Below are 23,964 nucleotides of genomic sequence, written 5' to 3' on the forward strand. Positions count from 1 at the left end.
CGACAACCTAGTTTGAATACACGCCTTCCCCGTCTTCCATCGTCAGCGTGTAGCTGAGATCGGGGAGGCCAAAGTTGAAAATCCCCGCAAGGAAGATCGGGCGAAAGGCCACATTCTTAACGGTGACTGTTACCAGAGGGTCAACATCCGAGCCATTGGGATCTCCGGAGTATCCCAATCCGGACCAGTCGTAATCGATTTGCACGTTTTGGTTGCCGATTCCGCCGTAAATCTGATTCATTCGGCCAACGATATTGGTAAACGACGTGCCAGTAGTGGTGGTGCTGAACGGGCAACTCGCCTTGCAGGTGCATGTCACGGCACCCGCCGCCGTGCTGGTGCACGTAACGCCGGGGAAAGACTGCCCCCCTGCACCCGACGGCGTTTTAGGTACGGTTTGGCCTTGCGGGATGCCCCCGCTGATGGCGTAGCTGTAATTCTTGAGACCGTTGGCGGCATCGTCACCTGGGATGATATCGGTCGCCACCGCCCAGCGCGTTCCGATCTGCACGGCTTTTTCGACTTCGTTGGTGTTCCAGATGAACCTTCCGACGTCGATAATGCCCAGAAGGAACAGGATCATGACGGGCACGATCAGCGCAAATTCGACGGCTGAAGCGCCGCGAGTGTCGCTGCCGAACCGGCGAACTGAGCGCCATAGTCTCATACGCCCGCAACCGCAGCCTGCGCTTGCGCGCGAACCTTCACGTTACTCGTGTCAAAGCCGAGCAAACCGAGGATCGCGGGGTAGGTGACCACCGTGCTGACAAGTACACGTGGTGCTCCGCCGGTCGTGTTGCTGTAGAGGCCCTTGTCGAAACTCGAATTGCAGCTGACGGTGATGGTGATGTCGCCATTCGTCCAGCCCTTGACCTTGGGAAAGGCTTGTCCGCTGGGAATGCCGGTACGAACGACATTCTTTATATTGTCGAGTGGGATGGCGGTCGTCCCCGTAGGCGTCGTCGTAGAGCAGTCATAGCTCGCAAACGGAAGGCGGGCGGCATAGCGTGCACCCTGCCTTACGCCCTTGATCACCTTGTGTTCGGTCCAGAGGTAGTGCCCCCCTTCGAACGCCGTGAACATAAGTGCGAAAATGATCGGTGTCATCAGCGCGAACTCAACGCTCGCAACCCCGCGCCGGTCGCGAAGCAGATGGCGCAGGCGCGCGATCATTCGATCAGGTAAGGCTTGTCCTTGCGGACAGCCTGTCCCACTTCGCCACCGCCGCCGAGGGTGGTGACGCCAACCACTTCGATATAAACGTCGCCTTGATGCGTACGCGGGCGGTTGACCGAGGGTTCAACAAGGAATGCGTCTATCCATTTCGTCACCGGGACGTTGGTTGAACTGCCGTTCACGCCTTCGGCTACGCAATTGATGACGGCTACGGTGATCTTGCGCCTGTCAGGCTGAACTTCGGTAGGCGTAATGGGTGTACGGCATTGCGCTGCACCATGGCTGAAACGAGCATTGCCCCCGTTCCCGCTTACTTGGCGGTTCCCGAGTACGGTTTCACCTACCACAGTGTCTCCGGCGTGCTCCATCTCCCAGCGATAGACGTCATAGCGCGTGGCGTCGGATGGCAGGCCAGTGTTTGTGGTCCAGCTTCCCCATCCCCAACTGGGGTAATTGACTTTGAAATAGGCATTGCGATCCCATGTTCCGTTCCCAACCGGAGAGCTGCAATGCCCGCCCGTGGTATCGGCAACGGCGTGACAGATATCCCGGGGATATCCCATCACCTTTGGCATGGCGGAGCCGGAAGTCAGCGGAATGACGGAAGCGGGAAGATATTGGTCAGCTTCGGGCGCAAGATCCCAGCCTTGGGTGCCCAAAGAGCAGGCGTTACCGGTAGTGCCGGCCTTCTTGATCAGATCCTTCACCGAGTTGAGCGATGGCGAGCATGTGCCACCGGTAGGACAGTTCTGGCCCTGATCGAAAATATCAAAACGCGTATTGATCGCATCAGTTACAGACGTATTTGCCCCAGGCTTGGTGTCTACACCGGTCGTCTCGATGCACTCGCCCGGCGGTGTGTTCCAACCAAGCGCCATTCGCAGGTCATTCGCGCCATTGCCGTAACCGGTCCGCAAATAGCCAAAATTGCCAGGCACCCAACCGCCGCCGCCGCTACCAACGGATACAAGGCGAACACCTTTTCCACGGTAGAGACCGTCGAAATTCGGATCCGTGCTTTCCGCCGGATTGCAGATCATTACGGGCGGCGTATTGCATACCGAAGATCCCAGACTGGCGACTGCCCTCGCTGACATCGTGGAAAAAATTGCCCCGACAATGGGGGTAAAGGCATAGCGCGCCGCGCGCGAATCGACTGCGACTTTCACGATCTTGGTTGTTTCGTCTGATGTTGAGACGGTGAACGTGTCGGGATCGGTATAGGAGCTGTAAAATACGATGTGACCGCGGTCATTGCACTGGTCGCTTCCCGTCGCGGCAGCGCCACCCGAATTGATCGTGACCTGATTACCCGAACCGTCGTTCGACAGCAGCGTTATGTTCGAAAGCAGGTTGATCGCCGCATCGTCAGCCCTTGCGCAGGCTCCATCCTGACCATCCAACTGCGTCGCCGCCGCAAGTGCTGCCTGGTCCGCCGCGTTCTGCAGTTCGGAATCCATGCCAGCCATGCGGGCATAATCGAAACCCACCCCGCCGACTGCGATCAGGCCGATCAGCGCGACGGCATAAATGCCCGCGACTGCGCCACTTTCATCAGATCCGAATTTGCGAATATGCTCCTGCATCTCTGTTCGCCATCATCTCGCATGCACTGCGGATCAGGTGCCGCCGCCGCCGCCGCCCATGTTCAGGCCCTGAAGCCCGCTTTGGGTCTGCACTTCGGGTTCTTCGACTTCGCCCGCGCGATAGGCCTCGACGGCTTCGTTCGCGATTTCAGCAGAGTACGTCATGTCCTCGTCATAGACGGGGTCGGGATTGACGATCATCGCGGCATAGGCCTGCCGGTTCGCTTCCCCGAAAGCCGCCGGATCGAACGGACCCGCTTCCTGACTGCCATAGTACGAGCAGCCGCCGGTCAGCGCCGCCGCAGCGGGCAGGATGAAGAGTTTAATATTCATAGTCCGGAACCTCCTGGGCTGCGGCGGGCGCAGTTGGCGCAAGCGGCACGGGCTGATAGTCGTCGCCGACCAGATGAACATCGAGCGGATCCGGATCCTCGACCCGGTCGGTCGGCAGGTTCACCCGGCCCGGACGGATCGGCTTCACCAGGCGCGGGGTAACCACGATCAGCAGTTCGGTCTGGCCCTTCTGGTACTCGCTCGACCGGAAAAGAGAGCCGAGGATCGGGATCGAACCCAGCAGCGGCATCTGCGACACCGTGGTCGTCATATCCTCGCGCAGCAGGCCCGCGATCGCAAAGCTTTCGCCGTCGCGCAGTTCCAGCGTGGTGCTGGCTCGCCGCGTCTGGAGGCCCGGTACCGATATGTCGTTGATCGTCACCGATGCCGACGGATCCAGTGAGCTGACTTCCGGCTCCACGATCAGGTTGATGACATTGTTGCCCAATACCGTCGGCGTGAACGCAAGGCTGACGCCAAAGGTTTTGAACGCGACGGTGATCGCATCGGCGTTTCCGCCCGCGCCGCCGGCGACGGGGATCGGGAATTCGCCGCCCGCCAGGAACGATGCAGGCTCTCCCGACAGGGCGACCAGCGTCGGTTCGGCCAGTGTCTTGGCAAGGCCCTTGCCTTCCAGAGTGTCGAGATAGGCCTCGATATTGACGTCGCCGATGTTGAACAGCGTACCGATAATGCCGAACGCGCTGTCGATCGCGCTGACGCCCAGATTGGTGCCACCACCCGGGCCATCGGTTGCCGAAGCACCTGGGCCGATGGCGAAACCGAACTTGCCGCTGTCGCTGATGCCCACGCCGCGGGCGCCAAACTGGCTGCCGATATTGCGGTTCACCTCGGCAAAGCGGACTTCCAGCATCACCTGCTGGCTGCCGCCGACCGACAGCAGGTTCACCACCTTATCGCCTGCGAACGCCTCGGCGATACGCGATGCGCGGCTGGCCGCGCCCGCGTCGCTGACATAACCGGACAGGATCACCGATCCCGCCGACAGCCGCGCGTTGACCTCTTCTCCCGGCATCAGCGCAGCCAGTTCGCCGCGGATGCCGTCGACATCCGGGCCGACCGTCACATCCATCACGGCAATGACCTGATTATTGCGGTCATACAGCGTCAGGCTGGTCGTGCCTGACGACTTGCCCAGCACATAGATCGAGCGGTCCGAGATCGGCAGCACATCCGCAATCTCGGCGCTGCCGACCATGGCGCGGCTGATGGCGCGGTCGCTGGTGACGACCTGGCTCTTGTTGATCGGAACTTCCAGCCCGCCTGCGTGGAGGCCATAGTCCTGTGCGATTGCCGGAGCCGCAAGGGGCAGGGCAGTCGCCGCTGCCAGTGCAGCCATCATGAAATGTTTACGCATGAGATCACCTCCCCCCAAGGCGGTCTACGGAATAGTCGGCCGTGTCGGTTCCCCGTACCACGGTCATGCTCGGCCCCCTGGGACGAGCGGGCGCCGGTGCCGCGGCCGGAGCGCGCGGTGCGGGCGCCGATGGCGCGGCCTCGACATAGGCGGTGCGAACCGGCGCGCGATAGCCGCTGCCGATGTCGCGGGCCGATACAGCGATGCCGGGGCCCGGTTCGGTATTCTCGACATTGCGCAGGGCAAGGCTCAGCTGGCCCAGCTGGCGGGCGAGCGTGATCTTTTGCGCATCGAACTGGTCGACCATGACGGTCACGTTTCCGCCGACGCCGGGTTCGGTCGCGCTTTCGCTGGCGACCTGGTCGACCGCAAGGACGGGCACGCTTTCCATGATCACCTCGACCACGCGGTCGTCGCCTTCGCCGCGGGTCAGCATGACGTCGACCACGTCGGCCGGGCGCACAAAGCCCGAGACCTGGGTGGTGGCGTTGACCGGGAAGGACACGGCGCGCATGTCGTCAGGCAGGTTGGCGGACAGCACGGCGCGTCCGCTCAGCTTGTCGGCAAGGATGGGTTCGCCCGGCACGATGGGCCGGATCGCGACCTGTCCGCCCTGCACCAGCTCGTCGATCGAGAAGAAGGCGCCGGTCGGGACCGAATTGGCCGGGAAATTCTGCATGCGGGTGTTTTCGGTGGTGAGCGCGGTGCCGAAGTCCAGCGGCTGCGTCGCGACCACGATGCGGGCGACTTCGTTCTGCTGGGCGATGCGTTCCTGCTCTGCCTCAACCCCAGAGAAATAGGAGTTGGCGAGCACCACGGCGATCAGGCCAAGACCGATCGCGACCGCCAGAAATATCAGATTACGTCCTGCCATCCCCCTCGCGCCCCCTCAGCCGCGATTGATTCGTCATTTATGTAACAAGTACTGTTAACTTAGAAAAGTGAAGGACTTCCTACTGTCCCGATTTGGGAGTGGGAAAGCCCCGCCGCCATGAAAGGAAGCGGGGCTTCCAAACGTACGATTAGGGAGCGGTGGTGCCGCCCGGGCACTTATTTGTGCCAGCTGCATTATACTGGCCAGCAGTACCACCTGATTTGTTGCAATTATCTATCTCGTTCGCTGAGTTTCCGATAGCGCTCTCAACGTTCGCGCCCAGCACCAGCGCAGCAGCGCCGATACCCACGCCGACAACGGCGATGATCAGAGCATATTCGGCCGCCGAGGCGCCCGATTCGTCAGCGATGAAATTCTTGATGAAAGTCTTCATGTTCATACCCCTCTAGGTCAATCTGGACCCAAGCGCAGTTTGGCAAAATTATGAAGGATGCCGGCCTCTATTTCCGGTTGCCCCCCATTCCAGCGGGCTTGCACGCCCCGGGTGGCTGCATCCTCTCGCAGACCGTTCCCGCAAGGCCGCGCCCCACGCATCCCACTGGAATGTCAATAAATCTGCGCCCGGCGTTAAACTTCGTCAATCTTTATCCCGCGCCCAACACTTTGCGATGTTTTTCAGATACTTGACCCTTAATAAAGCTAACAAGTCCTGTCATTTCGTTAGAATTATGAAATCGCTCGTCAGGTGTCTAAAAAAAGATATTTGATTCAATGTCTTGCGTCAGCTTCAAAGGATATGCCGGAAACCCTGTGCCGGGTTGGCACGGAATTGCGCCGATATTTGGGCATTAACCCTGTCTATTTACCAGCTCGATCGCCGCGACTCGATTATTTACAGTATTGTCAGTGTCTCGCTCGCAGGGCTTTCATTGGGGCTCGTCGACGCGCCGAGGGATAACGGCGAAACGTCGTTGCATTTGAAACTGCACCGTCGCAAATCCGGCCTATCCAACCACAGAGTCCCGCGCATATCGGCAAAACGGGAACGAACGGCGGTCCGGTCTGTATCGAAAGCACCGGGACCGTGAGCAAGAGAGGGACATGATGGCAAGCCAAGCCAAGGCCGGAAAAGCCGCAAAGGCCAAGACCGGCACGCGCCAGAAGAACAATTCGAAAGCGAGCAAGGCGCACAAGGACGCGCTGGCCGCGCGTATCCGCGCCTCGCTGCTGGCGGGCGATCCGCCTCTGTCCGACGGCGAAATGGATGTGGTGACCGATTATATCCTCGCCGCCGCGCATGACCGCGACGCGGGTGAGCCGGTGATCGAGGTCGGGACCGCCACCGAACCCCACCGCATGATGCGGATCGCGATCATCAACGACGACATGCCGTTCCTGGTCGACTCCATCGCCGCTACGCTGGCCGGGCAGGGGCTGGTCATCGACCGTCTGCTGCACCCGGTCGTCCCCGTCCGCCGCGACGGAGAGGGCGCCTTGCAGGAGCTGGTCGGCGCGAACGGCGCCGGCGAAGTGCGCGAATCGATGATCTATATCGAAACCGCCCGCGTCGATGCCAAGGCGCGGCGCGAGATGGTCTCGGCCATCCGCGCGACGCTTGCCGACGTGCGCGCCGCGGTCGAGGACTGGCCCCGCATGAAGGCCGCCATGCTTGAGGACGCGGGCCGCATCACCGATCCCGAAGGCGCGGCGCTGCTGAGCTGGCTGGCCGACGACATGCTGACGCAGCTGGGCCATGTCACCTGCAAGCGCGACGGGTCGTTCACCCAGAAGATGGGCATCTGCCGTAAGAGCGCGAAGGACATACTGGCCCCCGCTTCGTTCGAACGCGCCTTTGCATGGTTCGACGATCCGGGCGGCAATAATCGCGGTCAGGCGCCGCTGATCGTCAAGGCCAATACGGTGTCGCGCGTGCATCGCCGCGTGCCGGTCGACCTGTTCATCGTCCCGCTGATCGAGGATGGGCAGGTCGCGGCGCTGTCGGTCCACGCAGGCATCTGGACCAGCGCGGGCCTCGCCTCTCCGCCCGATCGCGTGCCCCGCATGCGCCAGCAGCTGTCGCACATGATGGACCGGCTGGGTTTTGACAGCGGTGCGCATACCGGCAAGGCGCTGGTGCACGCGCTGACCGAATTGCCGCACGATCTGCTGATCGGCTTTTCCGAACGCGACATCGAACGCGTCGCCACCGCCATGACCAGCCTGGCCGACCGTCCGCGCCCGCGCCTGACCCTGGTCGAGGCGCCGCTGGCCCGCCATCTGTTCGCCTTTGTCTGGCTGCCGCGCGACATGATGTCGACCGAGGTGCGGCTGCGCATCCTCTCGATGCTGCACGACGCGATCGGTGCGGATCTGCTGGACTGGAGCGTGCAGATTGAGGGCGGGGCGTTGGCGATGATCCGCTTTGTGCTCGACATCCGGACCATCGAGGGCGACTTCGACGAAAAGGCGCTCGACGCGCAATTGCAGGTGATGCTGCGCGGCTGGAGCGAAGCGGTCGAAAGCGAGCTGGCCAAGCTGGAGGACAGCACCCGCGCACCCGCCATCTCGGCCCGCTATGCCGAGAGCTTTCCCGCGTCCTATCGCGGCTTTTACGGTGCGACCGAAGCGGCGCGCGACATCGCCCGCCTGCACAATATCAGCGCCGGGGACGAAGGCGCGGTGGCTGATGCCCCGCCCGCCCGCGCGGTCCGCCTCTATTGCCCCGATCACCACGACGCGACTCACGAGGAGCCGCTGCGGCTGAAAGTGTATCAGCAGCACGGGCAATTGCCGCTGTCGGACGCGGTGCCTGCGCTGGAGAATTTCGGCTTTCGCGTCATGTCGGAAATTCCGACGCCGCTGGACGATGGCAAGCTGGGCACGATCCACGATTTCGGTCTGGGCCTTTCCGGAGGCGAGTCCACGCAGGATCTGCTGGAGCGTGCCGAGATCATCGAACAGGCGATCGCCGCCGTGCTCAACAATGCGGCAGAGAATGACCAGTTCAACCGGCTGGTGATTTCCGCAGGCCTTAGCGCGGCAGAGACCGACTGGCTGCGCGCGATGTATCGCTATTTCCGGCAGGGCGGGCTTGGCTTTACCATCGTCTCGGCGGTCGGCACTTTGGCGCGCAATCCCGACATCGCGCGCAATCTGCTGGCGCTGTTCCGGGCATGCCACCAGCCGGACTTCAAGGGCGACCGCGAAAAAGCCGCCGCCGATGCGCGCGAGGAAATCCGCACCGCGCTGCTGAAGGTCGAGCTGATCAACGACGACCGGCTGCTGCGCCAGTACCAGAGCCTTGTCGACGCGATCCTGCGCACCAATGCCTTTGCCCCCGCGGCAAACGAGGCGCTGGCGTTCAAGATCGAATCCGCGCTGATTCCCGGCCTGCCAAAGCCCGTGCCGTGGCGCGAGATCTTCGTCTATTCGCGGCGGGTAGAGGGCGTGCACCTGCGCGCCGGACAGGTCGCGCGCGGCGGTCTGCGCTGGTCCGACCGGCGCGACGATTTCCGCACCGAGATCCTGGGCCTGATGAAAGCGCAGCGCGTGAAGAACGCCGTGATCGTTCCGACGGGCGCCAAGGGCGGCTTTTATCCCAAGCAATTGCCCGATCCCTCGCGCGACCGCGCCGGCTGGGCGACCGAGGGCCAGGCAAGCTATCAGGTCTTTATCCGCACGCTGCTGTCGGTCACCGACAATATCGTCAACGACAAGGTCGTTCATCCTGAAGGCGTCCTGTGCCGCGATGGGGAGGACCCCTATTTCGTGGTCGCTGCCGACAAGGGCACGGCGCGCTTTTCCGACGTTGCCAATGCGATTGCCGAGGATCGCGGCTTCTGGCTCGACGATGCTTTCGCCAGCGGCGGATCCAATGGATACGACCACAAGGCGATGGGCATCACTGCCCGCGGTGCGTGGATTTCGGTTCAGCGGCACTTCCGCGAAATGGGCGTGGACGTGCAGTCCGACCCGATCCGCGTCGTCGGTTGCGGCGACATGTCGGGCGACGTGTTCGGCAATGGCATGCTGCTGTCCAAGGCGATCCGGCTGGTCGCCGCGTTCGACCACCGGCACATCTTCATCGATCCCGATCCGGATGCGGCCAAGAGCTGGAAAGAGCGCAAGCGCCTGTTCGAATTGACGCATTCCAGCTGGGACGATTACGACAAGGACCTGATCAGCAAGGGCGGCGGCGTATTCCCGCGCACGATGAAGCGCATTCCTCTGTCGGCCGAGGCGCGCGAGGCACTGGGCGTCGAGGACAGCGAGATCGAGCCCGATCGTCTGATCGCGGCGATCCTTTCTGCGCCGGTCGACCTGCTATGGTTCGGCGGCATCGGCACTTATGTGAAGGCCAGCCACGAGGTGAATGCGCAGGTCGGCGATCCCACCAACGACGCCTTGCGCATCAGCGCCAGCGATCTGCGCGTGAAGGTGATCGGCGAGGGCGCGAACCTCGGCATCACGCAGGCCGCGCGGATCGAATTCGGACTGAACGACGGGCGGATCAATACCGACTTCATCGACAATTCGGCGGGCGTCGATTGTTCGGATAACGAGGTGAATATCAAGATCGCCTTCGCCGCCGCGCGCCGGGCCGGGCGTCTGTCGGAGGAACGGCGCAACGCCCTGCTGGTCGAGATGACCGACGAGGTCGCCGAGATCGTGCTGGAGGACAACCGTCTGCAGGCGCTTGCCTTGTCGGTCGCGGAGCGCGGCGCGTCGCATGCCACGGCCAGCCATCTGCGCGTGATCGAAATGCTGGAGGAAACCGGCGACCTCGACCGGCGGACCGAAGGGCTGGCGGACAGCGAAACCCTCGCGCGCCGCGCGGCGGAGGGCAGGGGACTGACCCGGCCCGAACTGGCCGTCCTGCTCTCTTCGGCGAAGCTGCGTCTGCAAGCCGATATCGAAGAGTCGTCCCTCCCCGATGACGAGGGGCTGGAGGACCTTCTGTTCGCGTCCTTCCCGCAGCCGATGCGCAGCGATTTCCGCAAGCAGATCGCGGGCCACCGCCTGCGGCGCGAGATCATCGCCACGCAGCTTGCCAATGCCGTGGTCAATCGTCTGGGCATCGTCCACCCGTTCGAACTGGCGGAAGAGGAAGGTGTCCCGTTGTCAGAGGTCGCCGCGGCCTTCGCCGTCGCGGTGCAGCTGTTTGATCTGGACGAATGCTGGGACAGTGTCGAAAGCGCCGCCATGGCCGAACCGGCCCGCCTGCTCCTGCTCGATTACATGGCCAATGCGGTGCGTGGTCACATGGCGGACGTGCTGCGGGCCAGCGCGGGACAGGTCAGGCCTTCGCGCACGCTGGACCGGCTGGACGGGCATGTTGCCTCGCTTGCCACCGATACGCGCGAATTGCTGGCCGAGGAGGCGCGGGCGAATTCGCAGAAGCTGCTCGACCGCTTCGCCGAAGCAGGCGTGCCGACTCCTGAGGCCGAGCGTGTCGCCGGATTGTTCGACCTCGACGGTGCGGTGGGTCTTGCCCAGCTGGCATCGGAAACCGGGATCGATCCGCGCATGCTGACAGATGCGTTCACGCGGCTTGGCGATCAGATGGGCTTGCACTGGGCGCAGTCGACGGCGGCGCTGATGGCCCCGTCCGATCCATGGGAGCGTCTGCTGGTCGCGGGTCTTTCCCGCGATTTTCAGCAGATGCGCCTCGATTTCCTCCGCGACCTGTCACGCGCCAAGAAGGCCAAGGACGATCCTCTGGGCGCCGTGGAAGAATGGGCGGGCGAACGCGAAGCCGCGATCCGGCGCTTCCGCGCCATGATCGGGCGCGCCAAGTCAGCACCGACCATCGCGCCCGCCATGCTGGCCCAGATCGCAAGCCAGGCGCGCAACATGTTGATGCGCTGACATCTTGAAAATTCAGCGAAACGCGCGGGCGCCGTCCTGGCCCTATTCCAGCGGCGGCGCCCGGCTTTCCTTGATCGCTTCCAGTGCGATGATCGACTTGACGTCACGCACGCCTTCCATGCGCACCAGATTCTTAAGCGTGATCTGCGAGAGATGTTCGACATCGCGGGCGATGACGCGAAGGATATAGTCCATGTCCCCCGTCACCGCGTGGCATGAGACGATATAGGGATGCTCGCGGATCAGCGTTTCGAAACGTGCGATCGTCTTGTCCGAATGCGACTTCAGATTGATCAGCACATAGGCCTCAAGCTCGAACCCCAGCTTGCGCGGATCGAGCAGCGGGGCGTATCCCGCGATGACCCCGTCATCCTCCAGTCGCTTTACACGGCGGCTGACGGGCGTCGCGGACAATGCCGCGCGTTCCGCCACCGCTGCGATGGGCATGCGGGCATCTTCCTGCAGGGCGGCGATGATCCGCTTGTCATAAGTGTCGAGACGAGCCATTTCGCCACTATAGCGCGAAATCTTGGTCGATTCCACCAAAGGCGGGCTTTTTCCGGCGAATCTTAGCACGGAAACCGTTCGGCTCGTGTGGTATTATACAGATATGAAGAAACCCGGATCGGCCAATAGCTCGAACGAATTGCGCGGCGACTATACGCATGCGGCACAGGATTACGCCGTGCCGCAGGATCACGGTGCCTATACCGACGCGGAGCATGACCGCTGGCGTCGTCTTTACGAGCGGCAGGTCGGGCTCGCCCGGAAACACGCGGCACGCGCCTTTCTCGACGGGCTGGAGCGGCTGGACTGTGCGGACGGCATCCCCGATTTCGAACAGGCGAGCGCTGTTCTGAGCGAGGCGACCGGATGGCGCATCGTTGCGGTACCCGGCTTCATTCCAGACGAGATATTTTTCGACCATCTCGCCAATCGGCGCTTCCCGGTGACCCGCTGGATCCGTGAGGAGCACGAGCTGGACTATCTGGTCGAGCCCGACGTGTTCCACGACTTCTTCGGCCACGTACCGATGCTGCTGGACCCTATCTTCGCCGATTTCATGGCCGCCTATGGCGCAGCCGGGGAAAGGGCGCGGGCAATGGATGCGGTGCCCATGCTGGCGCGCATCTACTGGTACACGGTCGAATTCGGGCTGATCAGGGAAAAGGGCGAGATCCGCGCCTATGGGGCCGGCATCGTGTCCTCGGCAGGCGAGACTGTGTTTTCGACCACCGATCCCGATGTGTTGCGTGTCGGCTTCGATCCCGTACGGATCATGCGCACCGCCTATGCCATCGACAGTTTCCAGAGCACCTATTTTGTCATCGACGATCTCAGCCAGCTGATCACCGGCCTCGTCGATCTGGATTTCGGTCCGATCTACGAAAGATACCGGGAGACCGATCCGCTGCCCGCCGACCGCCCGCAGGACGGCGACACGCTTATCCAACTTACCGATTTACGCGAGGACGCGACCCATGACTGACCTTTTCGAAAACCCCATTGGCCTCGACGGATTCGAATTCGTCGAATTCTCCGCACCCGAAAAAGGCGTGCTGGAGCCGGTTTTCAAGGCGATGGGTTTTACCCATGTCGCCAACCATCGCTCCAAGGACGTGCAGCTGTGGCGGCAGGGCGACATCAACCTGATCACCAATTACGAACCCGGCTCGCCCGCCTGGTTCTTCAGCCGCGAACATGGCCCCAGCGCCTGCGGCATGGCATTCCGGGTCAAGGACGCGCGCCGCGCCTATGAGGAATTGCTCGACCGTTCGGCGGAGCCCGTCCAGCTTGAAACCGGCCCGATGGAACTGCGCCTGCCCGCCATTCGCGGCATTGGCAATGCGATCATCTATCTGGTCGACCGCTATGAAGGCGCCGAGCGCGGCGACATGTCGATCTATGACATCGACTTCGACTATCTGCCCGGTGTCGACAAGCATCCCAAGGGCGCCGGCTTCCAGCGCATCGATCATCTGACGCATAATGTCTATGGCGGGCGCATGGCCTATTGGGCCGATTACTATGAAAAGCTCTTCAACTTCCGCGAGATCCGCTTCTTCGACATCAAGGGCGAATATACCGGCCTGACGTCCAAGGCGCTGACCGCGCCCGACGGCAAGATCCGCATTCCGCTGAACGAGGAAGGCGAGGGCGGCAAGGGCCAGATTGAGGAATTCCTGCGCGAATTCAACGGCGAAGGCATCCAGCACATCGCCTTCATCTGCGACGATCTGATCGCAGCGTGGGATTCGCTGAAGCAGACGGGCGTGCCCTTCATGACCGCCCCGCCCGAAACCTATTACGAGATGCTGACCGAGCGCCTGCCCGGCCACGGCGAAAACACCGAGGAGCTGAAGACCCGAGGCATCCTGCTCGACGGCACGACCGAGGGCGGCAGCCCGCGCCTGCTGCTGCAGATCTTCGCCGAGGCCAATGTCGGTCCGGTCTTCTTCGAATTCATCCAGCGCAAGGGCGACGAGGGCTTTGGCGAAGGCAATTTCAAAGCGCTGTTCGAAAGCATGGAGCGCGACCAGGTGCGCCGCGGCACGCTGAAGGTGGATCAGCCGGGCGAAAACGCCTGATCGCGGCCTGACGGGAGAGCGGGCGATGTCCGGATATATGACCGGTTTCGGCAATCATTTCGCCAGCGAGGCGATTGCCGGCGCGCTGCCGATCGGGCGCAACAGCCCGCAGCGGCCAGCCTTTGGCCTCTATGCCGAACAATTCTCGACCACGGCCTTTACCGCGCCGCGTGCCGAAAACCGACGGTCATGGCTCTATCGCCTGCGTCCGGCGGCGAGCCATCCGCCGTTCGAACGTCTGGACAATGCGTCACGGCTGATGACCGCGCCGCTTGCGGGCCCGGTCGATCCAAACCGGCTTCGCTGGAGCGCATTGGCGATGCCGGATGGGCCGACGGACTGGCTCGACGGTCTGGTGACCTATGCCGCCAATGGCGATGCCGGGACCGGCGCGGGCATTGGTGTGCATCTTTACGCCGCAAACCGGTCGATGGAGCGGCGCGCATTGCAATTCTCGGACGGGGAATTGCTGATCGTCCCGCAAACGGGCGTTCTGACTTTGCGGACCGAAATGGGGCTGCTTGCGGTGCCGCCCGGGCATATCGCGCTGATCCCGCGCGGTATGCGTTTCAGCGTTTCACTGGATGGCCCTGCGCGCGGCTATGTCTGCGAGAACTATGGCGCGCCCTTCCGCCTGCCCGATCTTGGCCCCATCGGATCGAACGGCCTTGCCAATCCCCGCGATTTCGAAACGCCGGTGGCCTCGTTCGAGGACGATGAGGGCGGTTTTCAGCTCGTCCAGAAATTCCAGGGTCATCTGTGGCAGACAACCCTCGATCACTCACCCTTCGACGTCGTTGCCTGGCATGGCAACAGCGTGCCGCTGCGTTATGATCTTGCGCGGTTCAACACCATCGGCACGGTCAGCTTCGACCATCCCGATCCGTCGATCTTCACCGTGCTGACAAGCCCGAGCGACACACCGGGCACGGCCAATTGCGATTTCGTGATTTTCCCGCCGCGCTGGATGGTGGCCGAGGACACGTTTCGCCCGCCATGGTTCCATCGCAATGTGATGAGCGAGTTCATGGGCCTGATCCACGGCGTCTATGACGCCAAGGAGGGCGCCGGTGACGGAAAAGGCGGCTTCGAACCGGGCGGGGCCAGCCTGCACAACCAGATGAACGGCCACGGCCCCGATGCGGCCAGCACCCGCAAGGCGATGGAGGCCGATCTCGCCCCGGTGAAGCTGGACGACACGCTGGCCTTCATGTTCGAAAGCCGGTGGGTCATCGCGCCCACTAGCGTCGCGCTGGAGCTGGATGAACGGCAGACCGATTACGACGAATGCTGGCGCGATTTTCCCAAGGCGAAACTGCCGCGCGCCAAGGGCTGACCGGGCTGGATCAGCCTGCGAAGAAGTGCTGGTAGTCGAGCGCCGCCTTTATGCCGGGGTCGGCGTGAAGGCGGAACCGCTTGCCGCGCTTTTCGATAAAGCCGCTGTCCTGCAGCTTGCGAAGCGTTCGCGAGATATGGACGTCTGTCAGCCCCGTCAGATCGCCCAGTTCGCGCAGGGTCAGCGGAAGGGACATCCATTCATCGTCGCCGCCCGCAGCGCGCAACTCGTCCTGAATGTCGAGCAGGGTCAGCGCCAGCCGGTCCATGGCGGGCAGCGCGATCAGGCCACGGCAACGCTGCTGCCTGCGATGGCAACGCGCATTCTCATGACGTTCGATCGCGCCGTGCAACTCGGGCTGCTCCGCCACGATTTCCAGCAGACGATCGCGCCTGAACACGACGAGACGCGACCGCGCCTTGAAGGTCACATTCTCGATCAGCATGCCGCCCCACACACTGGACCAGTTGCAAATCGCGCCGGCGGCGAAGATGTCGCCGATGTGGCGGCGTCCGTCGGGATACAGGCTGAAGGCGAAGGCGAAGCCCGTGTCGACAACGAAGATCCTGTCGGCATGGTTCTGCTCGGCCCAGATCGGCTGATCGCGTTGCATCACGCCGATGCGATCGACTGCCGGGTGAAGCACGGCTGCATCGGCGATTTGGCCGAACTGCCCGATCCGGCCGACAAAGGAAACGATGGCCGCATCCTTGTCGGTGTCGGCGCTGCGGAATTCACTCTCTTGCCTTAGAAAGGCACTCTGCGAACCATTCATACCCCACCTGTCGGACTTACACTATGGTAAGTACCGCCCCCGCTGTCATCTTCGATCTGTGGATCAGTCCAGAAGCAATGCAATAATTGTATCAGTCTGCTTTGAACAGTCCGAAATCAATGTTTTCAAGTAAGCGATCTTGCACTTGCATCCATGATCGACCTTGAGGGCTTTGCATATCAGGGAAGACGATTGAATTCGCAGTGATTTACCCGGGTTCTCTGGCAAGATGGCGGGCTGGGCGCCTTATGGGGTCGCCGCGCCGGCAAGGCTGGGGAAGCAGGCTTCGGCTTCGATCACGGCAGGAAACTGAGGGACCAGATTGTGCATCACCGAATTGAATCCGGCGTCGATCACCACCCTGTTGGAACTGCCAAAGGTCTTGCAGGTGGTATTGCTTTGCACCGCGACATCGGCGGCTGCGATGGTGATGCCGTATGATCCCGCGCGGCTGATCGCGAAATCCTGCTGGGCGGTCTGGTCGTCGCATTGGGTGGAGATCGACATGCAGCGCACGGTCGAATAGGCGACCTCGTCCAGCGTGTGCTGCGTCCAGAACAGGCGCCCGGTTTCGATCAGGCCGAACAGCATCAGGACCAGCGTGGGCCCCAGTAAGGCGAACTCGATCGCGGCCGCCCCGCGCTGGTCCTTGAAGAGTCGGTTCAGCATGGTCACTCCAGCCGCAATGTCGTGCTGCGCGAAATCTTGCCGCCGCCTACCACCGCGCTGGGGACGATGACCGAGCTGAAATTCGTGCTGGCGTCGAGTGTCAGATAATATCCCGCACTGGTGCCATTGGCGGTGCACACCGTCCCGCAGGCCTGCGCCGTATAGCTGTTGTCGCTGTTGAGGCAGGAACACGTGCGCGTAAGATTGGTACAGCTGCCCGCAACGCCGTTGCACTTCACTGCCACCGTCATAGCATTGTCGCCAGACAGGGCTCTGGCATAGGCGGGAAGCGTGGTGAAGGCGACATTGCTGCGCGAATCGAACGCGCTGATCGCGGTGGCCGACAGCGATTCGTCCACTTGGCTGCGCTGAATGTAGTAGAGCCCGAAATCGAGGCCCGCCGCGACAAGAAGGAACAGCCCGACGGTCCAAAGCGCGAATTCGACCGCGACGGCACCGCTTGCATCATAGCGGATCTGGCGAAACAGCTTCATGGCGTCATTTCACCAGCTTGACCGTGGTGGATCCGGAACCGCCACCGTCCTCGGTCGACGACACGCATGCGCTGCCCGCGACCGCGCCGCCAGCGGCCTTGATCTTGCCGGCGATCAACATGAAGCATGCGCCGCCGCCACTGGTCGAATTGCCGCCTGTCATCGAGACTTCGGTATTGGGAAGGTGGACCACGCCGCTGAAGATATTGCCCGATCCGCCGGTCCAGCTCGCCTTGCTGCTGGTGTCGGAGTGGAACAGCAGCGTCCCGATCTCTCCGCCCATAACCGACTTGGTGGCGGCCAGCAGCTTTGTCTTGGCACCGCCTGCCAGATTCAGCGTGCCCGCAGCAAAGAAGCTGACGTCATAGCCTGCCATGTCATAACCCGAACCCCAGCTGCCATATTGCTCGCCATTAAGGGTCGAAGTCTGCGGCCAGACGGTGCCGCCGGTGCCGTTTTCGAAATCGCCGTCGATCGTGTATCGCCCAGGTCCGAAGAATGCCGAGCCCGCGATCTTCAGATCACCCACGATGTAGTGGTTGTTCGTCTCTCCGAACACGATGGCGCTGCCGCCCTGCGTGTCGATATCGCCGTGGGCCGAGAATGCACCGTCGCCCATGAACATGCGCGCGCTGCCCTCCAGCTTGATCGCATAGCCCTGCTTGCTGGCGCCGATATTGTATTCGCCGTCGCCGGCATTCAGCTCGCTGTTGCCGTTGATCTTGATGCCTTCGGCAACGATCAGGTCGCCATCGCCCAGCAGCATGTTGCCACCGCCGCCCAGCGTCAGCGACTTGAAGCTGTGATTGCCCTTGCCAGCGACGAAGTAATGTCCGCCGCCCAGCGATACGTCGCCATTGATGATGACGTCGCCGTCGCCTTTCTTGTTCGTGCCCTTGAACGACGCGGTGCCCGATCCGATCCACAGCACGCCATTGCCGATGGTGACGCCGCCCGACCCGGTATCGAATCCGCCGTTGACGTAGAGATCGCTGTTTCCGAAATCGACCGTCGATCCGCCGCCGTTGGTAAAGCCTTGCGAGATCGTGATGACCGACCCTGCCTCGAACGTGACCTTGATCCCGCCGCCAACGGTAAATTTCTTGATCGTGTAGTTCTTCTTGGGAAGGCGATATTCATTGGTGTTGCCGACGCGATAGGGCGCGGCCCAGCTGTTGGGGCTCCACGAGAAGTCGTAATTGGCGCCGTTGGGCGTACTGGGATCGCTAAGCGCGGGCAGCGGGTCGGCATCGCCGATCTGGGCCGCGGCGGCCAGCAGTTCGGTGTTGTTTTCCCACGGATCGGCAAGGCCGGTCGCGACATTGTGCCGGTCCTTCGGCGGGGGAAGCGCGCTATTCCACTGCGGCACGTTGAGGCTGCCCCCATAGCGCAGCGAATTGGCGACCAGCGACCCGGAATTAAGCGTGATGCTGCCAGTGCCAGAAATAATGTCGCTGGCCGCGATCGACTTGCCCTTCTGGTCAAGATCACCGATCGCGGCGACCGAGCAATCGGGCGCGATGATGGACGCGCCGCCGCTGACGACCAGCGACGCATTGCCGGAATCGAGCGCAAGGAAGCAGGGCGTGGCATAGCTGGCCTGTGCCGAGACGATCGCCGCGCTGTCAGCCGTCACCGTATAGCTTCCCGAGAAGCCCAGGACCGAGGCGAGCGCGAAGGGCACCGCGCGCGATATCGTAACCTCGACCGCGGTTTCGCCTTCGTTGGGGAAGTCGGTAAGCAGTTCGGCATCGACGACCGCACCGGTCAGCCCGTTCGCCATCGCGATGACACCGGCGACTGCATCGATGTCGACAGCGTCATCGCGCTGATATTCCATCGCGGCGGCCAGCGCGGCCATGTCGGCAACGCGCTGGTTCATCACCCGCTGGCCGTAACCGCGATTGATGTCGAACGCGAGGCCGACCGCGCCAATGACGACAGGCAGGCTGAGCGCCACGATGGTGGTGGCGGATGCGCGCCTGTCGTCGCGCAGACGAGCGACGAAGCGGCGAAACGAGGCGGAGCGTGCGGGTTCCATGGCTGCGGGTTATAGCCCGCCAACCCTTCACAACCTCTTTCGCGCTGTAGTAAAGATTCCGATAAAAACCTGTTACCCACCAAACAATTACTGTTACTATGATGACAGTATTAAAAAAAGACTTAAAAATCCGATCTGCAAAGATGCGTATTTACAGAACGCCTTCGCCCATGTCGGGAGTCGGACGGATAACGACAATCATGTCGCCTTGTTCGACCGCATTGGCTTCCGGCTCCCAATAGCCGATGGCGCGCCCCTGCCGGTAAAGCCGAACCCCGATGCTGCCCGTGCCCAGATGACGCAGCGGCTTGCCAATGTCCTCGGGCTTGGCCTCGCGCTCCACAAGCTGGACCCGGCCCGATACCGAAGCAAGATCGGCAAGGTAATCGGCAACATGCATCCCGCTGGCCGAGCCTGCCAGCAGCAGACCGGTCATGCGGACAGGGTTGATCACATTGGTCGCGCCCGCCTGCTTGGCCAGCAATTCATTGTCCGCCGCGCGGATGACGACGGTGATTGGCACCTTGGGCGCCAGGTGACGCACGGTCAGCACGATCAGGATCGAGGCGTCGTCGCGCCCCGCGCTGACGAGCACGGTCGCCGCTTGGTCGATCCGCACGTCGCGCAGCGAATCGTCGCGCGTCGCATCCGCCTGGATCACGTTGCACCCCAGCCGCTCGGCAAGGGCGAGGCGTTCCTCGCTATTGTCCATCACGACGATGCATTCGGGATCGCAGCCGCGGGCGATCAGTTCGCCCACCGCTTCCGAACCCGATACGCCAAAGCCCAGCACGACGTAATGGTCGGTCAGGCGTTCCTGGATACGGGCCATGCGCCATTTCTCCCAGCTTTTCTTGATCACGAAATTATAGGCGGCGCCGACGAAGATGAAGATCACGGCAAAGCGGATCGGCGTCACGATCACCGCCTCGACCAGCCGCGCCTTGTCCGACACGGGCGCGATATCGCCAAAGCCGGTGGTGGTGATCGAGATCATGGTGAAATAGACCACGTCGAGGAAGCTGACATGGCCATCGACATTGTCGACCAGCCCCGTGCGGTCCCACCAGTGGATCAGCACGACCAAGAACACCAGCGCGATCGCCGCGCCCAGCCGGATGAAGACATCGGCCCAGACCGGCAGTTTCACCCGGCGGCGCAGCGGCCGGTGCAACCTCAACCGCTCGCGCCGGCGGCGCTGCGCGGCGCTTTCGGGCTGCGCCTTGTCCAGAAGGTCTACGTCATCCGCCATTGCTGTCCGCGAAGCGTCCCGCCAGCCGGTCCAGAGACGCGTAATGCGTCAGGTCGAGCTGCAGCGGGGTCACCGCGATGAAGCCGTCCTGCACCGCTTCCAGATCGGTTTCGTGGCCCGGCGTGTGCTCGATCGGTTCGAGGCCGAACCAGAAATAGGGAAAGCCGCGCGGATCGGTGCTCTCGACCAGCGTGCCGCGGCCATAGTCGTGGAAGCCTTGCCGGACCACCCGGATGCCTTGCACATCCTCGGCAGGCAGGGCGGGGAAGTTGATGTTGATCAGCGTGCGGTCGGAAAAATCCATGCCCACCAGCGGGCGAAGCACTTTCGCGCCCCAGGCCCGCGCGGCAGCGAAGGACACGTTCTCACCGGCGGCCTCGTGGCTGTAGACCTGGCTGAGCGCGATCGAGCGCACGCCCGCCAGCGCGCCTTCCAGTGCGGCGGACACGGTGCCCGAATAGGTGATGTCGTCGGCAAGATTCGCGCCGCGATTGACCCCCGACAGGATCAGATCGGGCTTCTCCGGCATCACCTTGCGCAGTCCCATCGTCACCGCATCGGTCGGCGTGCCGGTGACGGAGAAGCGCCGCTCGCCGTGCCGGCGCAGGCGCACCGGGCGAGTAAGTGTGAGCGAATGGCCCGCGCCCGACATCTCCTCAGAGGGGGCGCAGATCCAGATGTCGTCGGAAATCTCGCGCGCGATCGCTTCCAGCACGTCGAGGCCGGGGGCGTGGATGCCGTCGTCATTGGTCAGCAGGATACGCATCAGGCGCCAGGCTCCAGCTTGGTGAGGCCGCCCGTATAGGGATGCAGCGCGGCGGGGATGGTAACCGACCCGTCGGCTTGCTGATAATTTTCCAGTAGGGCGACCAGCGTGCGGCCCACGGCCAGGCCCGAACCGTTGAGCGTGTGAACGAATTCGGTCTTCTTCGAAGGCTTGCCGTTCTCATCGAGCGGCTTGAACCTTGCCCTCATCCGCCGTGCCTGGAAATCCCCGCAGTTCGAGATCGAGCTGATCTCGCGGTAGGCGTTCTGCCCCGGCAGCCATACTTCCAGATCATAGGTCTTGCGCGCGCTGAAGCCCATGTCGCCCGCACACAGCAGCATCTTGCGATAGGGCAGCTCGAGCGCTTCCAGCACGGCCTCGGCGGCGCGGGTCATGTCCTCGTGCATCTGCTCGGACTGGTCGGGGGCGGTGATGGCGACCAGTTCCACCTTCTCGAACTGGTGCTGGCGGATCAGCCCGCGCGTATCGCGCCCCGCCGACCCCGCCTCGCTGCGGAAGCAGGGGGTGAGGGCGGTGAGCTTCATCGGCAGCTGGTCGTGGGAGAGGATCTGGCCGTTCACCGCATTGGTGAGCGACACTTCGGCGGTGGGGATGAGCCAGCGGCCGTCGGTGGTGCGGAACAGATCCTCCTCGAACTTGGGCAATTGCCCGGTTCCGAAGGCGGCCTCGTCGCGCACCAGCAGCGGCGGGTTGCATTCGGTGAAGTCCGCCGCGCCCTGCATGTCCAGCATGAACGCGCCCAGCGCCCGGTTCAGCCGCGCCATCTGTCCGCGCATAAAGGTGAAGCGTGCGCCGCTGATAGCCGCCGCCGTCTCGAAATCGAGGCCAAGCGCGGGGCCGAAATCGGCATGTTCCTTCGGCTGAAAGTCGAACTCTCGCGGCGTGCCCCAGCGGGCAATCTCGACATTATCGTTCTCGTCCGCGCCGTCGGGTACGTCGGGGGCGGCCAGGTTGGGCAGCGCAGCCAGCATCGCGTCGAGCGCGTCGGCCTTTTCCTTGGCCTCCACCTCCAACGCAGGGAGCGTATCCTTAAGCTGCGCCACCTCGGCCTTCAGCGCCTCGGCGGTGTCGCTGTCGCCCTGCGCCATCGCCTTGCCGATCGCTTTCGAAGCCTCGTTCCGGCGGTTCTGCCCTTCCTGCGCGCGGGTCTGCAGCACGCGGCGATCCTCGTCCAGCGCAAGCAGGCTGGCGGATGCGGGTTCGGCCCCACGTTTCACGAGGGCAGCGTCGAAAGCTTCGGGGTCGTCCCGGACAAGGCGGATATCGTGCATGTTGGTCGCGGCTATGGCGAAAGCGGGTCGGCCCTGTCCAGTGGGGAATAAATCTTGCGCGCAAAAGCGATGCGGCGATGCCCGGTTCGGCGCGAAAGGACATATTGGGCAATTTTGATGAAAGCAGGCTGAAACCTGTCGATCTGGTACGCGTTTCGGGTCTATCGGGGCGGCAATTCCAACCTTCCGACTGCAACGGAGCACACCATGCGCATCGGCACGCCCCGCGAAATCAAGAACCACGAATATCGTATCGGTTTGACGCCCGAGAGCGTGACCGAACTCGTCTCGAACGGCCATGAAGTGCTTGTCGAAACTGGCGGCGGGCTGGGGATCGGCGCGGATGACGCGGCCTATGTGCAGGCGGGCGCGCGCATCGTCGATGGTCCGCAGGAGATCTTCGCCAGCTGCGACATGGTTGTGAAGGTCAAGGAGCCGCAGCCGGCGGAACGCGCGATGCTGCGCGAGGGGCAGATCCTCTATACCTATCTTCACCTCGCACCCGATCCGGCGCAGACCGCCGATCTTATAAAGTCGGGCGTGACGGCCATCGCCTATGAAACCGTGACCGGCCCGGGCGGCGGCCTGCCTCTTCTGAAGCCGATGAGCCAGGTCGCGGGCCGCATGAGCGTTCAGGCCGGCGCGACCGCGCTGGAAAAGGCGCATGGCGGTCGAGGCACGCTGCTGGGCGGCGTGCCGGGCGTGGCGCCGGGCAAGGTCGCGGTCATCGGCGGCGGCGTCGTCGGCTGGAACGCGGCGCAGATGGCGGTGGGCATGGGCGCGGATGTCACCATCCTCGACCGCAGCCCTGAACAGCTCGAACGTTTGGGCATGTATTTCGAGAGCCGCGCCAAGACCCGCTTTTCGAACAAGGCGAACCTGCATGAGGTCGTTTGCGACGCCGATCTGGTCGTCGGCGCCGTGCTGATTCCCGGCGCGGCCGCGCCGAAGCTCGTTAGCCGCGAGATGCTGAAGGACATGAAGACCGGCGCGGTGCTGGTCGACGTGGCGATCGATCAGGGCGGCTGTTTCGAAACGTCGCATCCGACCACCCACGACGACCCGACCTTCGTGGTCGACGGAATCGTGCATTACTGCGTCGCCAACATGCCCGGTGCGGTGTCGCGCACCAGCACCTATGCGCTCAACAATGTCACCCTGCCGCATGCGCTGCGCATCGCGGCGGCTTTCGATGCGGGCGATTGGCGCGATGCCCTGCGCAGCGATCCGCATCTGGCCGAGGGGCTGAACGTCCATGCCGGCCAGCTGAACTACCGCGCCGTGGCCGAAGAGCTTGGCTATGAATATGTGCCGGTGGAGCGGATTCTGGCCTGAACGAAGGAATTGAAGGAGCGCGTCAATTTCCCGAACGTTTTTGGCGAAGGGGCCATTGACACGAATCAAGCCGCGCCCTAGTTGCGCGCTCCTACCGTGCAGCGGCGCACTTGGCCGCCTCGCACATGTGCCCAGATGGCGGAATTGGTAGACGCACCGTCTTCAGGTGGCGGCGCTCGCAAGGGCGTGGAGGTTCGAGTCCTCTTCTGGGCACCATTTGTTCTTCTCACGTTCTCCCAA

At 62.9% G+C, this 23,964-nt stretch carries 20 protein-coding genes and 1 tRNA gene; 6 read left to right on the forward strand and 15 right to left on the reverse strand.

From position 1 onward, the window contains the following. Nucleotides 1-7: 7 nt before the first annotated feature. The 7 genes from AC4FIJ_RS13000 to AC4FIJ_RS13030 form a co-directional block, all read right to left on the reverse strand. Nucleotides 8-667, reverse strand: coding sequence for a TadE/TadG family type IV pilus assembly protein (locus AC4FIJ_RS13000; protein WP_490337140.1), 660 nt, complete (start codon nucleotides 665-667; stop codon nucleotides 8-10). After that, entirely contained in the window at nucleotides 664-1,173 is a 510-nt protein-coding gene (locus AC4FIJ_RS13005) for a TadE/TadG family type IV pilus assembly protein (protein WP_490337141.1), read from the reverse strand. The genes AC4FIJ_RS13000 and AC4FIJ_RS13005 overlap by 4 nt, the downstream gene beginning before the upstream one ends. Beyond that, the gene (locus AC4FIJ_RS13010) at nucleotides 1,170-2,762 is read right to left on the reverse strand and encodes a pilus assembly protein TadG-related protein (protein WP_490337142.1); all 1,593 of its coding nucleotides are present in this window, start codon (nucleotides 2,760-2,762) and stop codon (nucleotides 1,170-1,172) included. Before AC4FIJ_RS13010 ends, AC4FIJ_RS13005 begins: the two co-directional genes overlap by 4 nt. A 33-nt stretch (nucleotides 2,763-2,795) precedes the next feature. Then, a complete protein-coding gene (locus AC4FIJ_RS13015) occupies nucleotides 2,796-3,095 on the reverse strand; it encodes a hypothetical protein (protein WP_490337143.1) in 300 nt (99 codons plus the stop codon). Beyond that, on the reverse strand, nucleotides 3,085-4,473 hold the full coding sequence (locus tag AC4FIJ_RS13020; RefSeq protein ID WP_490337144.1) for a type II and III secretion system protein family protein: 1,389 nt from the start codon (nucleotides 4,471-4,473) through the stop codon (nucleotides 3,085-3,087). The genes AC4FIJ_RS13015 and AC4FIJ_RS13020 overlap by 11 nt, the downstream gene beginning before the upstream one ends. Before the next feature lie 4 nt (nucleotides 4,474-4,477). Further along, nucleotides 4,478-5,347: a Flp pilus assembly protein CpaB gene (gene cpaB, locus AC4FIJ_RS13025; protein WP_490337145.1), complete on the reverse strand. Its 870-nt coding sequence runs from the start codon at nucleotides 5,345-5,347 to the stop codon at nucleotides 4,478-4,480. Between the two features lie 148 nt (nucleotides 5,348-5,495). Then, nucleotides 5,496-5,741, reverse strand: a complete 246-nt coding sequence (locus tag AC4FIJ_RS13030) for a Flp family type IVb pilin (protein WP_490337146.1) — start codon at nucleotides 5,739-5,741, stop codon at nucleotides 5,496-5,498. A 671-nt stretch (nucleotides 5,742-6,412) separates the two neighbouring features. Here AC4FIJ_RS13030 and AC4FIJ_RS13035 point away from each other — a divergent pair. Continuing rightward, nucleotides 6,413-11,176: an NAD-glutamate dehydrogenase gene (locus AC4FIJ_RS13035; RefSeq protein ID WP_490337160.1), complete on the forward strand. Its 4,764-nt coding sequence runs from the start codon at nucleotides 6,413-6,415 to the stop codon at nucleotides 11,174-11,176. Between the two features lie 42 nt (nucleotides 11,177-11,218). On the opposite strand, the gene AC4FIJ_RS13040 is transcribed toward AC4FIJ_RS13035, so the two are convergent. Next, complete coding sequence (locus AC4FIJ_RS13040) at nucleotides 11,219-11,683, reverse strand: Lrp/AsnC family transcriptional regulator (RefSeq protein WP_490337147.1); 465 nt, start codon at nucleotides 11,681-11,683, stop codon at nucleotides 11,219-11,221. 103 nt (nucleotides 11,684-11,786) lie between these two features. On the opposite strand from AC4FIJ_RS13040, the gene phhA reads away from it, so the two are divergent. From phhA to hmgA, 3 genes are read left to right on the forward strand one after another with little or no spacing between them, the layout of a single operon-like run. After that, nucleotides 11,787-12,665 (forward strand): phenylalanine 4-monooxygenase, encoded by an 879-nt coding sequence (gene phhA, locus AC4FIJ_RS13045; protein ID WP_490337148.1) that lies wholly within the window; start codon nucleotides 11,787-11,789, stop codon nucleotides 12,663-12,665. Then, a complete protein-coding gene (gene hppD, locus AC4FIJ_RS13050; protein ID WP_490337149.1) occupies nucleotides 12,658-13,764 on the forward strand; it encodes a 4-hydroxyphenylpyruvate dioxygenase in 1,107 nt (368 codons plus the stop codon). Before phhA ends, hppD begins: the two co-directional genes overlap by 8 nt. Nucleotides 13,765-13,789: 25 nt before the next feature. Continuing rightward, a complete protein-coding gene (gene hmgA, locus AC4FIJ_RS13055; protein ID WP_490337150.1) occupies nucleotides 13,790-15,100 on the forward strand; it encodes a homogentisate 1,2-dioxygenase in 1,311 nt (436 codons plus the stop codon). 10 nt (nucleotides 15,101-15,110) lie between these two features. On the opposite strand, the gene AC4FIJ_RS13060 is transcribed toward hmgA, so the two are convergent. The 7 genes from AC4FIJ_RS13060 to serS all read right to left on the reverse strand — a co-directional run bounded on the left by AC4FIJ_RS13060 (nucleotide 15,111) and on the right by serS (nucleotide 22,389). Further along, complete coding sequence (locus AC4FIJ_RS13060) at nucleotides 15,111-15,875, reverse strand: Crp/Fnr family transcriptional regulator (RefSeq protein WP_490337151.1); 765 nt, start codon at nucleotides 15,873-15,875, stop codon at nucleotides 15,111-15,113. Nucleotides 15,876-16,121: 246 nt separating this feature from the next. Next, nucleotides 16,122-16,544, reverse strand: coding sequence for a TadE/TadG family type IV pilus assembly protein (locus AC4FIJ_RS13065; protein WP_490337152.1), 423 nt, complete (start codon nucleotides 16,542-16,544; stop codon nucleotides 16,122-16,124). A 2-nt stretch (nucleotides 16,545-16,546) separates the two neighbouring features. Continuing rightward, nucleotides 16,547-17,038 (reverse strand): TadE/TadG family type IV pilus assembly protein, encoded by a 492-nt coding sequence (locus AC4FIJ_RS13070; RefSeq protein ID WP_490337153.1) that lies wholly within the window; start codon nucleotides 17,036-17,038, stop codon nucleotides 16,547-16,549. Nucleotides 17,039-17,042: 4 nt separating this feature from the next. Continuing rightward, nucleotides 17,043-19,079: a TadE/TadG family type IV pilus assembly protein gene (locus AC4FIJ_RS13075; RefSeq protein ID WP_490337154.1), complete on the reverse strand. Its 2,037-nt coding sequence runs from the start codon at nucleotides 19,077-19,079 to the stop codon at nucleotides 17,043-17,045. Nucleotides 19,080-19,230: 151 nt separating this feature from the next. Next, complete coding sequence (locus AC4FIJ_RS13080) at nucleotides 19,231-20,331, reverse strand: potassium channel family protein (RefSeq protein WP_490337155.1); 1,101 nt, start codon at nucleotides 20,329-20,331, stop codon at nucleotides 19,231-19,233. Beyond that, nucleotides 20,321-21,097 carry a 5'/3'-nucleotidase SurE gene (gene surE, locus AC4FIJ_RS13085; RefSeq protein WP_490337156.1) on the reverse strand — a complete coding sequence of 259 codons (777 nt, stop codon included), beginning with the start codon at nucleotides 21,095-21,097 and terminating at the stop codon, nucleotides 20,321-20,323. The genes AC4FIJ_RS13080 and surE overlap by 11 nt, the downstream gene beginning before the upstream one ends. Beyond that, a complete protein-coding gene (gene serS, locus AC4FIJ_RS13090; protein ID WP_490337157.1) occupies nucleotides 21,097-22,389 on the reverse strand; it encodes a serine--tRNA ligase in 1,293 nt (430 codons plus the stop codon). Before serS ends, surE begins: the two co-directional genes overlap by 1 nt. 207 nt (nucleotides 22,390-22,596) lie before the next feature. Between serS and ald the strand changes: the two genes are divergently transcribed. Next, nucleotides 22,597-23,724 carry an alanine dehydrogenase gene (gene ald, locus AC4FIJ_RS13095; RefSeq protein ID WP_490337158.1) on the forward strand — a complete coding sequence of 376 codons (1,128 nt, stop codon included), beginning with the start codon at nucleotides 22,597-22,599 and terminating at the stop codon, nucleotides 23,722-23,724. A 129-nt stretch (nucleotides 23,725-23,853) separates the two neighbouring features. Then, nucleotides 23,854-23,940, forward strand: a tRNA-Leu gene (locus AC4FIJ_RS13100). Nucleotides 23,941-23,964: the final 24 nt, after the last annotated feature.

This window comes from Croceicoccus sp., assembly GCF_983967925.1.

Bases quoted from the DNA above. Each gene is read 5' to 3' on its own strand.
- AC4FIJ_RS13015 (WP_490337143.1), bottom strand. From the start codon at position 3,095: ATGAATATTAAACTCTTCATCCTGCCCGCTGCGGCGGCGCTGACCGGC.
- AC4FIJ_RS13035 (WP_490337160.1), top strand. From the start codon at position 6,413: ATGGCAAGCCAAGCCAAGGCCGGAAAAGCCGCAAAGGCCAAGACCGGC.
- AC4FIJ_RS13010 (WP_490337142.1), bottom strand. From the start codon at position 2,762: ATGCAGGAGCATATTCGCAAATTCGGATCTGATGAAAGTGGCGCAGTC.
- AC4FIJ_RS13075 (WP_490337154.1), bottom strand. From the start codon at position 19,079: ATGGAACCCGCACGCTCCGCCTCGTTTCGCCGCTTCGTCGCTCGTCTG.
- AC4FIJ_RS13040 (WP_490337147.1), bottom strand. From the start codon at position 11,683: ATGGCTCGTCTCGACACTTATGACAAGCGGATCATCGCCGCCCTGCAG.
- AC4FIJ_RS13065 (WP_490337152.1), bottom strand. From the start codon at position 16,544: ATGCTGAACCGACTCTTCAAGGACCAGCGCGGGGCGGCCGCGATCGAG.
- hppD (WP_490337149.1), top strand. From the start codon at position 12,658: ATGACTGACCTTTTCGAAAACCCCATTGGCCTCGACGGATTCGAATTC.
- AC4FIJ_RS13000 (WP_490337140.1), bottom strand. From the start codon at position 667: ATGAGACTATGGCGCTCAGTTCGCCGGTTCGGCAGCGACACTCGCGGC.
- hmgA (WP_490337150.1), top strand. From the start codon at position 13,790: ATGTCCGGATATATGACCGGTTTCGGCAATCATTTCGCCAGCGAGGCG.
- serS (WP_490337157.1), bottom strand. From the start codon at position 22,389: ATGCACGATATCCGCCTTGTCCGGGACGACCCCGAAGCTTTCGACGCT.
- AC4FIJ_RS13020 (WP_490337144.1), bottom strand. From the start codon at position 4,473: ATGCGTAAACATTTCATGATGGCTGCACTGGCAGCGGCGACTGCCCTG.
- AC4FIJ_RS13070 (WP_490337153.1), bottom strand. From the start codon at position 17,038: ATGAAGCTGTTTCGCCAGATCCGCTATGATGCAAGCGGTGCCGTCGCG.
- AC4FIJ_RS13080 (WP_490337155.1), bottom strand. From the start codon at position 20,331: ATGGCGGATGACGTAGACCTTCTGGACAAGGCGCAGCCCGAAAGCGCC.
- surE (WP_490337156.1), bottom strand. From the start codon at position 21,097: ATGCGTATCCTGCTGACCAATGACGACGGCATCCACGCCCCCGGCCTC.
- cpaB (WP_490337145.1), bottom strand. From the start codon at position 5,347: ATGGCAGGACGTAATCTGATATTTCTGGCGGTCGCGATCGGTCTTGGC.
- AC4FIJ_RS13030 (WP_490337146.1), bottom strand. From the start codon at position 5,741: ATGAAGACTTTCATCAAGAATTTCATCGCTGACGAATCGGGCGCCTCG.
- phhA (WP_490337148.1), top strand. From the start codon at position 11,787: ATGAAGAAACCCGGATCGGCCAATAGCTCGAACGAATTGCGCGGCGAC.
- AC4FIJ_RS13005 (WP_490337141.1), bottom strand. From the start codon at position 1,173: ATGATCGCGCGCCTGCGCCATCTGCTTCGCGACCGGCGCGGGGTTGCG.
- AC4FIJ_RS13060 (WP_490337151.1), bottom strand. From the start codon at position 15,875: ATGAATGGTTCGCAGAGTGCCTTTCTAAGGCAAGAGAGTGAATTCCGC.
- ald (WP_490337158.1), top strand. From the start codon at position 22,597: ATGCGCATCGGCACGCCCCGCGAAATCAAGAACCACGAATATCGTATC.